Source organism: Corynebacterium sp. KPL4035, assembly GCF_037908325.1.
Classification (GTDB): domain Bacteria; phylum Actinomycetota; class Actinomycetes; order Mycobacteriales; family Mycobacteriaceae; genus Corynebacterium; species Corynebacterium kefirresidentii.
Genome location: NZ_JBBMGF010000002.1, coordinates 344527 through 353802 on the forward strand (window position 1 = coordinate 344527; position 9276 = coordinate 353802).

The 9276-nt window shown below is 65.8% G+C and carries 8 protein-coding genes, 1 pseudogene and 1 riboswitch; of the genes and pseudogenes, 7 read left to right on the plus strand and 2 right to left on the minus strand.

Features of this window, described 5'->3' with window-relative positions:
• The first annotated feature begins 44 nt into the window (after window positions 1–44).
• The 6 genes from WMP96_RS03505 to WMP96_RS03530 are packed head-to-tail and all read left to right on the plus strand — an operon-like array spanning window position 45 to window position 6366.
• Complete coding sequence (locus WMP96_RS03505) at window positions 45–1721, plus strand: bifunctional uroporphyrinogen-III C-methyltransferase/uroporphyrinogen-III synthase (RefSeq protein WP_234288131.1); 1677 nt, start codon at window positions 45–47, stop codon at window positions 1719–1721.
• A gap of 28 nt (window positions 1722–1749) precedes the next feature.
• Window positions 1750–2733 carry a porphobilinogen synthase gene (gene hemB / locus WMP96_RS03510; RefSeq protein ID WP_301732880.1) on the plus strand — a complete coding sequence of 328 codons (984 nt, stop codon included), beginning with the start codon at window positions 1750–1752 and terminating at the stop codon, window positions 2731–2733.
• Between the two features lie 9 nt (window positions 2734–2742).
• Window positions 2743–3426 carry a hypothetical protein gene (locus tag WMP96_RS03515; RefSeq protein WP_340432167.1) on the plus strand — a complete coding sequence of 228 codons (684 nt, stop codon included), beginning with the start codon at window positions 2743–2745 and terminating at the stop codon, window positions 3424–3426.
• Window positions 3423–3914: a hypothetical protein gene (locus WMP96_RS03520; protein WP_023020483.1), complete on the plus strand. Its 492-nt coding sequence runs from the start codon at window positions 3423–3425 to the stop codon at window positions 3912–3914. The genes WMP96_RS03515 and WMP96_RS03520 overlap by 4 nt, the downstream gene beginning before the upstream one ends.
• A 37-nt stretch (window positions 3915–3951) precedes the next feature.
• A complete protein-coding gene (gene hemE / locus WMP96_RS03525) occupies window positions 3952–4986 on the plus strand; it encodes a uroporphyrinogen decarboxylase (protein ID WP_023020484.1) in 1035 nt (344 codons plus the stop codon).
• Window positions 4987–6366 carry a protoporphyrinogen oxidase gene (locus WMP96_RS03530; RefSeq protein WP_340432168.1) on the plus strand — a complete coding sequence of 460 codons (1380 nt, stop codon included), beginning with the start codon at window positions 4987–4989 and terminating at the stop codon, window positions 6364–6366.
• A 99-nt stretch (window positions 6367–6465) separates the two neighbouring features.
• Here the strand turns inward: WMP96_RS03530 and WMP96_RS03535 are convergent, their stop codons facing one another.
• The gene (locus WMP96_RS03535) at window positions 6466–7539 is read right to left on the minus strand and encodes an HNH endonuclease signature motif containing protein (protein ID WP_340432169.1); all 1074 of its coding nucleotides are present in this window, start codon (window positions 7537–7539) and stop codon (window positions 6466–6468) included.
• 116 nt (window positions 7540–7655) lie between these two features.
• On the minus strand, window positions 7656–8504 hold the full coding sequence (locus WMP96_RS03540; protein ID WP_340432170.1) for an NAD(P)-dependent oxidoreductase: 849 nt from the start codon (window positions 8502–8504) through the stop codon (window positions 7656–7658).
• Between the two features lie 31 nt (window positions 8505–8535).
• Window positions 8536–8601, plus strand: a riboswitch (guanidine-III (ykkC-III) riboswitch).
• 8 nt (window positions 8602–8609) lie between these two features.
• Between WMP96_RS03540 and WMP96_RS03545 the strand changes: the two are divergent.
• Window positions 8610–8923, plus strand: a pseudogene (locus tag WMP96_RS03545) (DMT family transporter).
• Window positions 8924–9276: the final 353 nt, after the last annotated feature.

The window sequence follows — 9276 nt, forward strand, 5'->3', positions numbered from 1 at the left end:
TGTCCGTGCGCGGTGCCGCGCGCCCGAATTTAGAAAAGAACTTTATGAGCAATGCCGCGCCAGACACCCAATTGGGCAAGATCGTCTTTGTGGGCGCTGGTCCAGGTAATCCCGACCTGCTGACCGTCCGCGCCCGCGAGGTTCTGGCAAATAGTGCCATCGCCGTGACCGATCCAGAGGTCATGCAGGGGGTGCGCGATGCCGTCGCAGCCGCCCTGCCCGTACCGCAAGAGCTTCTCGATGCCGCCGAGGCCGAATACGCCCAAATGTGCGCCGATGCCAAGGCTAAGGGCGCGCGCCGCAAGCCGCCCCGCCCCGCGCCGCCAACGGCCGCGGTGTTGTATGAACCGGGAGAGGATATCGTCGGCCAGCTGCGTGAGTGCTTGGTTGAGGCCGACGGCGAAGATGTCATCCGCCTAGTGACCGGCAACCCGCTGCACCGCGAGTCCATCAAGGCCGAAATCAATGCCGTGGCCTCCGCAGGCCTGGAATTCCAGGTCGTGCCGGGCATGTCCCTGCCGTCGACCGTGCCGTCCTTTGCTGGCATTGCACTCGGCTCGACTTATACCGAGGCCGATGTCACCAACGGTGCCGATTGGGACGCATTGGCCAACGCCACGCAGCCCATCGTTCTGCAGGCCACGAAGGAGGACCTGCCGGTCATCTCCGAAGAGCTACAACAACGCGGCATGCCGGCCGAGACCGAGGCTTTTGTCACCGTGCACGGCACCACCCGCCTGCAGCGCACCTACGAGACCACTCTGGGCACCATGGGCAAGCTCGACGCTGACCTTGTCGGCCCGCTCGTGGTCACCCTCGGCCGCAGCATCGACGACCGCACCAAATACTCTTGGTGGGAAAACCGTCCCCTTTACGGCTGGCGCGTGCTCGTGCCGCGCACTAAGGAGCAGGCTGGGCCGATGTCCGCGCGCTTGGCCGGCTACGGCGCCATTCCCCAAAACGTGCCCACCATCTCCATCGAGCCGCCGCGCAATCCGGCACAGATGGACCGCGCCATTAAGGGAATCGTTGAGGGTCGCTATAAGTGGATCGTCTTTACCTCCGTCAACGCAGTGAACGCGGTGTGGGATAAGATAGCCCAGCTCGGCCTCGACGCCCGCGATTTCGCCGGCGTCCACCTCGCGGCCGTGGGCACCAAGACGGCGGCCGCCATCCGCGCCAAGGGCATGGTCCCGGAGCTTTTACCGCACAAGAAAAAGCAGAACGCCGAGGGCCTGCTCGATGTCTTCCCCAACTTCGTGGAAGATATCGACGCCGTCGGCCGCGTCCTGCTCCCGCGCGCCGATATCGCGGCCGATACCCTCGTGGATGGGCTCAAGGCCCTCGACTGGGAAGTCGATGACGTCGTGGCCTACCGCACCGTCCGCGCCGCCCCGCCTTCGGCCGAGATCCGCGACATGATCAAGACCGGCGGCTTCGACGCCGTCGCCTTCACCTCTGGGTCCACCGTGCGCAACCTGGTGGGCATTGCGGGCAAACCGCACCAGCGGACGATCATTGCGTGTATCGGGCCGTCGGCAAGAGCGGCCGCGGAAGAGATGGGCTTGCGCGTTGATGTCGTGCCCGAGGTCGCGGACGTACCCGCACTTGTCGACGCCCTCGCAGACCACGTCGCCGCCCTCCGCGCCGCCGGAAACCTTCCCGCGCCGAGGAAGAAGCGCCGCTCGCGCAAGAAGGCTACTAAGGTCGACAAGGCATAAGTTTTAGTCTCGCTCTAAGGAGTACCCAATGAGCACCTTCCCAGCCCGCCGCCCACGCCGCCTGCGCACCACCCCCGCGATGCGCAACCTTGTGGCCGAAACCCAGGTCCGCCCCTCGGACCTGATTTTGCCCATGTTCATCGTGGACGGTCTCGACGCCCCGCGCGAGATTCCCTCCATGCCGGGCGTTTACCAGCACACTTTTGATTCCCTGCGCCGCGCGACCGAAGAGGCGCTAGAAGCCGGCGTGACCTGCGTCGATCTTTTCGGCGTTCCGCTCGAGGAAGACAAGGATGATACCGGCTCCGTCGCGTGGGACCCGCAGGGCATTTTGAACCGCGGCATTTCCTGCCTGCGCGAGGAATTCGGCGATGACCTCATCGTGATGGCCGATACCTGCCTCGACGAATTCACCTCCCACGGCCACTGCGGCGTGCTGGATGACAAGGGCCGCGTGCTTAACGACGAATCCGTCAAGCTCTACCAAGACATGGCCCGCTCCCAGGCCCGCGCCGGCGCCCACATCGTCTCCCCGTCCGGCATGATGGACGGCCAGGTGGCCGCCATCCGCGCCGACCTCGACGAGGCCGACCACGAGGACGTGGCCATCATGGCTTATTCCGCCAAGTATGCCTCCGCCTTCTTCGGCCCGTTCCGCGACGCCGTCGGCTCCTCCCTCGAGGGCGACCGCCGCACCTACCAGCAGGATCCGCGCAATTTCCGCGAATCCCTGCTCGAGGCCGAGCTCGACATCGAAGAAGGCGCGGACTTCGTCATGGTCAAGCCCGGCCTGCCTTACTTGGATGTGCTTTCGGCCGTGGCGGAGACTTCTCCCGTGCCGGTTGCGGTCTACCAAGTCTCCGGCGAGTACGCGATGGTCAAGGCCGCGGCCGCCAATGGGTGGATTGACGGCGAGGCCATCATGCTCGAGTCCCTGACCGCGTTCAAGCGCGCCGGTGCCGACCAGATTCTCACCTACTTCGCTACCGAAGCCGCCCGCCTGCTCAAGTAAAGGATCCCTGTGACTGTTACGCCCCCGTCGTCCGCCCCTGCTCCGCGCTCGCCGCGCACGCAACGCCCGGAATCCGTGGCGTACATGCTGTGGCTGTGGATGGGCGCGCTGTGCGGCGAGGCCGTGCACCAGGTGCTCAACGTGGTGCTGACGCTGCTCAACCACGACGTACTCATGTCGCAGGCCAAAGAGATGGCCAAGTCCGCACCGACCGGCGTCGATGAAGCCCAGCTTTCCGACGCCTTCCTCCGCACCGCCGCCTACGCCTCCGTCGCCCTTTCGGCGGCCATTTCCTTGGCGATTATCGTGCTGCTGGCCTTCCTGCTGCGGTCCTTGGCGCGTCGCGGCAAGCGGGCCGGTACCTCGCGGCGCGTGTGGTTCGCTTTCTCGCTGTATTTTGGCTTCCGCATCCTGCTGACCTTCATGGTTACCCCGGCCGGCGCTGATGTGCCCGATTGGCTCTTTGCCGCCGATGGCATGGTGCAGATCCTGGTCGGCGTCGCGGCGGTGCTCGGCCTGATTTTCTCCGTGCGGGTCGATACCTTGGATTACACCGGCGAGCTCGAGCAGATGCGCGAGCTGGAAAAGGAACTCGAACAAGCGCAGCGCGAGAAGAAGCGAGCCGAGCAAGAACGCAAGCGTGCCAAGGATGAACAGCGCAGCAAGCGCACTGACCGGGAGGACAAGCGATGAGCAATACCGAGCGGCCCGGCCCCCGGGACTATAACCGCGCGGCCAGAAATACCTCCGCCAGCCAGAACCTCGACGCCTGGCCACGGCCGCTGCGCTGGGCCTATTGGGTGCTCGTCGTCAGCGCCGTGCTCATGTTGGTCAGCGGTCTGGTGGGCATCTTCGGCTCGGGCGGACCGCAGGTAGAACCCCAGAACGCGCAGGTCGCGGAGTATCTCCACTCCAATCGCCTATTTGTTGCGGTGACCAATACCGTCGGCGCCGTCGTGCTGGCGCTCTTTGCCGCGCAGCTGGCCAGCGGGTCCAAGTGGGCGCGCCGCATCATCACCATTGTCATCGCCATCGCGCTCTTTAATAATATCGCCGCCCTGGCGCTTGGCATTGGCGGGCTTAGCCTGCTGATTATCCCCATTTCCTTGATCATCGCCCTCGCGCTGCTTTTCCAGCCGCAGTCCAACCGCTTTATTAAGGACCGCAGCTTGCGTGGCTAATTAGCCCCCACTCCAACTTTTGATTCATAATTGGGGCATGTCTCGACTTAATCGTGCCCCGCTTATCGACGCCGCCCTCGGCCGCACCCCCTCCCGACCCCCAGTTTGGTTCATGCGCCAGGCTGGCCGTTCGCTGCCGGAATACCGCGCCGCCCGCGAGGGGATTAGCATGCTCGATTCCTGCTTCATGCCAGAACTGCTAGCAGAAATTACCCTGCAGCCGGTGCGCCGCCACGACGTTGATGCTGCCATTTTATTTTCCGATATCGTCGTCCCGCTCAAAGCCGCCGGAGTCAAGGTCGATATCGTGCCGGGCCGTGGGCCGGTGATGGAGCAGGCGGTGCGGAGTAGGGAGGACGTCGGCAAGCTGCCGCTGCTAGAGGCCGACGTCCCCGAGGTTACTGAAGGCATTGCCCGCATCCTGGCCGAGCTCACCGAAACCCAAGCGCTTATCGGCTTCGTTGGTGCGCCGTTCACGCTGGCTAGCTACCTCATTGAGGGCGGGCCGTCTAAGAACCACGAGCGCACCAAGGCCCTCATGCACGCCGAGCCGGAGACCTGGCATCTGCTCATGCGCCGCCTGGTGCCTACCATCACCCGCTTCCTGCAGGTGCAGGTCGACGCCGGCATTGACGCCATGCAGCTTTTCGATTCCTGGGCGGGCTACCTCAACGAGCGCGACTACCGCGAATTCGTTTTGCCGTATTCGCGAGAAATCCTGGCCGGCGTAGATATTCCGCGCATCCACTTCGGCGTCGGCACCGGCGAGCTCTTGCCAGCAATGTCGGAGGCGGGGTCGGAGGTCATGGGCGTCGACTATCGCGTGCCCATGGATGCCGCGGCCGAGCGCGTGAGCGCCCGCGTGCTGCAGGGCAACCTTGACCCGGCCATGCTTTTTGCCGGCGACGACGCCGTGCGCCAGGCCGTACGCACCATCCGCGGCGAGGTCGATCGGGCGCGCGAGCGCGGCGATATTGACGGCCACATCTGGAACCTCGGCCACGGGGTCCTGCCAACTACTGACGCGGAAGCAATCACCCGCGCCGTTTCCATCATCCACGAGGAGGGCTAAATGCGTATTGCGATTATCGGTGCCGGCCTGGCGGGCTTGACGGCCGCTTACGAGCTGCGCGACCACGACGTCGAGGTTTTCGAGGCCGCCGGCCGGATCGGTGGCAAGCTGTACTCTGTGCCGTTTAACGACGGCCCGACCGACATGGGCGCCGAGGCCTTCCTCGCCCGCCGGCGCGATGCCGTGGAATTTATCGAATCCCTCGGTCTCGGCGATAGCTTGGTCGAGCCCTCCGGTCTGCACTCGCTGGTGTACTCCGGCGAGCTCAAGCCGTTGCCGCGCGGCGGAATGATGGGCATTCCTTCGCACTCGGAGCCGGTCGCGCATTTGGTCTCGGCCGAGACCGCGCGCCGCATCGACAATGAGGAGCCCTTCGAGTGGACGGCGGGCAGCGACGTTTCCGCAGGCAAGCTGGTGCGCCAGCAGTTTGGCGACGACCTCGTCGACCACGTTATCTCCGCCCTCCTCGGCGGCGTGTACTCCTGTTCGGCCGATGATCTGGGTTTGCGCGCGACCATCCCGGCGCTGGCGGAGACCCTCGACGCGCTGTCCGAGCGCGGCCCAGTGACTCTCTCGGCCGCGGTCCGCACGCTGGAGGAGGCCCGCGCGGCCGCGCCCCACAGCGGCGGCCCCGTCTTCCAGACTTTCCGCGGCGGCTACGCGCAGCTTTATGAGGCACTGGCCGAGCAATCCCGCGCCAAGATCTACCTCGATACTTTTATCTCCGGCATCACTCGCGAGGGCGAGCAATTCCGCCTGGCCGGAGCACCGGCCGATGCGGCGCCGTTTGATCGCGTGCTGGTAGCTACCCCGGCTCCGACCGCGGCGCGCCTTCTTAGCAAGGTCGCCCCGCAGGCGGCGGGACGGCTGAAGGGAGTGAAGTTGGCAGCGTCGGCCGTCGTGGGGTTGAAATTTGAGTCCGATACAGACCCTTCGGGAAACGCTTTGCCGCAGAATTCCGGCATTCTCGTGGCCACCGACCAAGACGATGTGCACGCCAAGGCCTTTACACTTTCCTCCCGCAAGTGGCCGCACTTGGCTAAGCGTGGCGGTGCCCTCGTACGTGCCTCCTTCGGCCGCTTTGGCGACGACGCCATCGTCCGCGCCGAAGAAGACGACCTCGTCGACTATGCCCTCGATGACCTCCAGCGACTCACCGGCTTCGACGGCCGCGCCGCGGGTGTCGCGGAGATCTTCACCCAGCGTTGGTTCGGCGGCCTGCCGCGCTACGACGCCGGGCACCTCGAAACTGTGGCCGGCGCACGCGGTACCCTCGCGGCGACGCCGGGAGTCGATGTCACCGGCGCCTGGGCCGGCGGCGTTGGAGTGCCCAACGTCATTGCGGATGCCCGCGCCGCCGCCGCGCGCATCGTCGGCTAGCGGTGCCGCACGATTCGTGCATTCCGGGTCATACGCTGTGGCGTGGTGCGGGCATGCCAAAGTGGCAGCAGGGCATCCTGCTGCCTAGCGGCATGAGTGCTAGTGCGGTGGATCCGGCGGGGTCGGTTGCACTGGCTCGTTCGGGCTGGACGGCGATGCGGCGGTATCGGCCCATGGCGGTTGCCACACCACGCGACCTCGGCGGCGAACGAGTCGCCCGCGGACAGGCGGGGCATTCGGGTCATCGTCATTGACACCATTGTGGTACGGGCAGCAGGTGGCGAGGTTTGACATGTTGGTCTCGCCGCCGTGTCGCCACGCTTGCAGGTGATGCACCTGGCATTTATCCGCCGGGTAGTTGCACGCGGGCCACGGGCACACAGGGTTTTCGGCGGCAGCCATGAGCCGCTGCTTTTCGCTGGCCATGCGTTCCGTCCGGTAGAGGTTGACCGCACCTTCGTAGGGATGGACGAGGGTGATAAGCCCGCGCTCTGCCAGCGTGCGCGAGACAAGTTCCGCGCCGGTGAGGCGGGCACCGTCGGTGAGCTGGATGGTGATTTCTTCGCCGTCGCCGTCGATGATGCGGTCGAGTTCGTCGAGCGTGATAATTGCATTCGTCGTAATGGTTGGACAGGTGGCTGGGGCGGCGCCGGAAGGGGAGAAGAGCTCCGCAACGGAATCGAGAGGCGCGTCCTCGTCCAGGCTGGATTCCAAGTCCGCGATGAGCGAGGAAGGCCCGGTAATCGCGAGAGTCCATGGCGCGTCCTTGCGCCGGCGGATGCGCACGCCGGGGCGCGGAGGGGCCGGGGGATTGAGCTCGCGCAGCTTTTTGCGCGCGAGCTTTTCCATTTCCTCGGTATCGGCGGCAGTGCGGCATAGCTCTACGCGCAGGCGCCAGGCGTCGCGCTTAGTCTTGGCGCGGGCGGCGTAGCGCTCGATTACCTCCAGCGTGGGCAGCGGGTGGGCGCGCTCGCGCGCGGCGTTAACCGCCTGGCGTTGGAGGCGGCTAAAGGAGGTGGGGGCAAAGAGGGCGTCGGCAAGCGTGAGCAAGGTGCGGGCCGTTTTATTGGGCGCGCCGGCGGCGCACAGCTGGTCTTCAGACATGCCAGCGCACCCGGCAACGATATCGATGCCGGGCGCCAAGGCCGCGAGATAGGTCTGAAGAGCTGTCATGCCCCGCAGCCTAAGCCACCGCGCGCAATCCGTGCGAGGGCGAGCGCGCGAATCTGTGGATAACTAGGGCCGGAAGGGCGAATTTCGGCCCGCACTCGCTGCGGGCCTGTGGATAACTAGCCCTTATTGCGGAAGACGAAGATGGAGGAGAAGTCCTGATTGCCGTGGCCCATCGCCTGCATTTCCTCGAAGCGGCCGATGGCGGCAGTCAGGGCGGGCAGCGGCTTGGTGGAGGTCATCTCCATGAGCTTCGCGTCCTTAGCCAGGGCGTCGACGGTGAAATCGCCCGGGTCGGTATTGCGCTCGCCGGTGATAAATGGCGCCTTCATATTGGCGATGAAGGCCAGACCGGTGATATCAAGCATTTGCAGCACAACCTCGGAGTCTAGGCCCTCGGACTCGCCGAGTTGCAGGGCTTCGAGCAGGCCCTCGGCGGTGACGGCGAGCGCGAGGTTCGCCAGCAGCTTTCCGATGGCCGCCGTGGCCGCCGCCTCCACCCCGATGAGCTTGTCTTCTCCCGCCCAGGACTCGGCGAGGGACATGGCTTGCTCGCGGCGGGCGTCGTCAGGCGTGCCCACATAGACGCCGAGCTTGCCCTCGCGGGCCGGGCCGAGCGTGCCGACGACCGGGGCGTGGACGTAGGTTTCCACGGCGGCGGCGAATTCGCGGGCATCGTTGGGCGAGACGGTGGTGGTATCGATCCAGGTCACGCCGGCGGGGATGAGCTGCGGCTCGACGACGACCTCGCGGACATCGTCAGGCCCGAAGAGCGAGGTGATGATGACCTCGGCGTTCACTACGGCCTCGGTGGGCGAGGCGGCAAGCTCGGCGCCTTCCTCCACCAGCGGCTGGGCACGCTCGGCGGTGCGGTTCCAGACGGTCAATTCGATGCCGTCTTGCTCATTGAGCAGGCGGCGGGCTAGTTCGGTTCCCATGCGGCCAGTTCCAAGAAATGCAATCCTCATGGTTTCCCAGTGTGCCATCATTGGGTGCAGGTTCGCCGCGTCTTGCGCGAGCCCCGGACGGGGGAGCCGTACCCGGCAACGCGACAAGACGGCCAGGAAGCAGTTATGGCGTGGTTCATCTTGATTTTCTCCGGCGCATTCGAGGCCGTGTGGGCGGCGGCATTGGATAAATCCGCAGGTTTTACGCGTTTGTGGCCCTCGCTTATTTTCCTCGTGGCCTGCGCGATTTCCATGGGCGGGCTGGCGTGGGCGATGCGCAGCATCCCAGTAGGCACGGCCTATGCGGTGTGGGCGGGTGTTGGCGCGTCGGGGCGGTTATCTATTCCTTCGCGGCCGGGCACGAGGTCGCCACGGTGTGGAAGGTGTTTTTCCTTTCCATGATCATCGGCGGCATCGTGGGGCTGAAAGCGGTGAGTTAGAGACCCGGAATCCGCGGCGCGGGAGGCAGCGGCGGCGCAGGCGGTGGGGCGGGCGCAGGCACGGCGGGCACTGCCGGCATATCAGGTACCGCGTCCTCGATGCGCCCGCGGACCTCATGCGGCGGAATGTTGAGGTTCGGCAGTCCGCTCTTACCCCGCGCGGGAGGGCGTGGCGCTGCCGGTCGCGGTGCGGGCGCCGGAGCGGGAGCCAGGCCCGGTTCTGGGCGAGGGGCCGGCGCAGGCTTAGGCGCAGGCGCGGGCGCCGCGGTTGACGGCGAAGGTTCCGCGGCCGGCGGCGAAGGAGGGGCCGTGTCTTCCTGCGGCAGGTCGCGAGGGGTGAGAGGGTGGGGAGG

Bases quoted from the DNA above. Each gene is read 5' to 3' on its own strand.
- WMP96_RS03505 (WP_234288131.1), top strand. From the start codon at position 45: ATGAGCAATGCCGCGCCAGACACCCAATTGGGCAAGATCGTCTTTGTG.
- hemB (WP_301732880.1), top strand. From the start codon at position 1,750: ATGAGCACCTTCCCAGCCCGCCGCCCACGCCGCCTGCGCACCACCCCC.
- WMP96_RS03520 (WP_023020483.1), top strand. From the start codon at position 3,423: ATGAGCAATACCGAGCGGCCCGGCCCCCGGGACTATAACCGCGCGGCC.
- hemE (WP_023020484.1), top strand. From the start codon at position 3,952: ATGTCTCGACTTAATCGTGCCCCGCTTATCGACGCCGCCCTCGGCCGC.
- WMP96_RS03530 (WP_340432168.1), top strand. From the start codon at position 4,987: ATGCGTATTGCGATTATCGGTGCCGGCCTGGCGGGCTTGACGGCCGCT.
- WMP96_RS03535 (WP_340432169.1), bottom strand. From the start codon at position 7,539: ATGACAGCTCTTCAGACCTATCTCGCGGCCTTGGCGCCCGGCATCGAT.
- WMP96_RS03540 (WP_340432170.1), bottom strand. From the start codon at position 8,504: ATGAGGATTGCATTTCTTGGAACTGGCCGCATGGGAACCGAACTAGCC.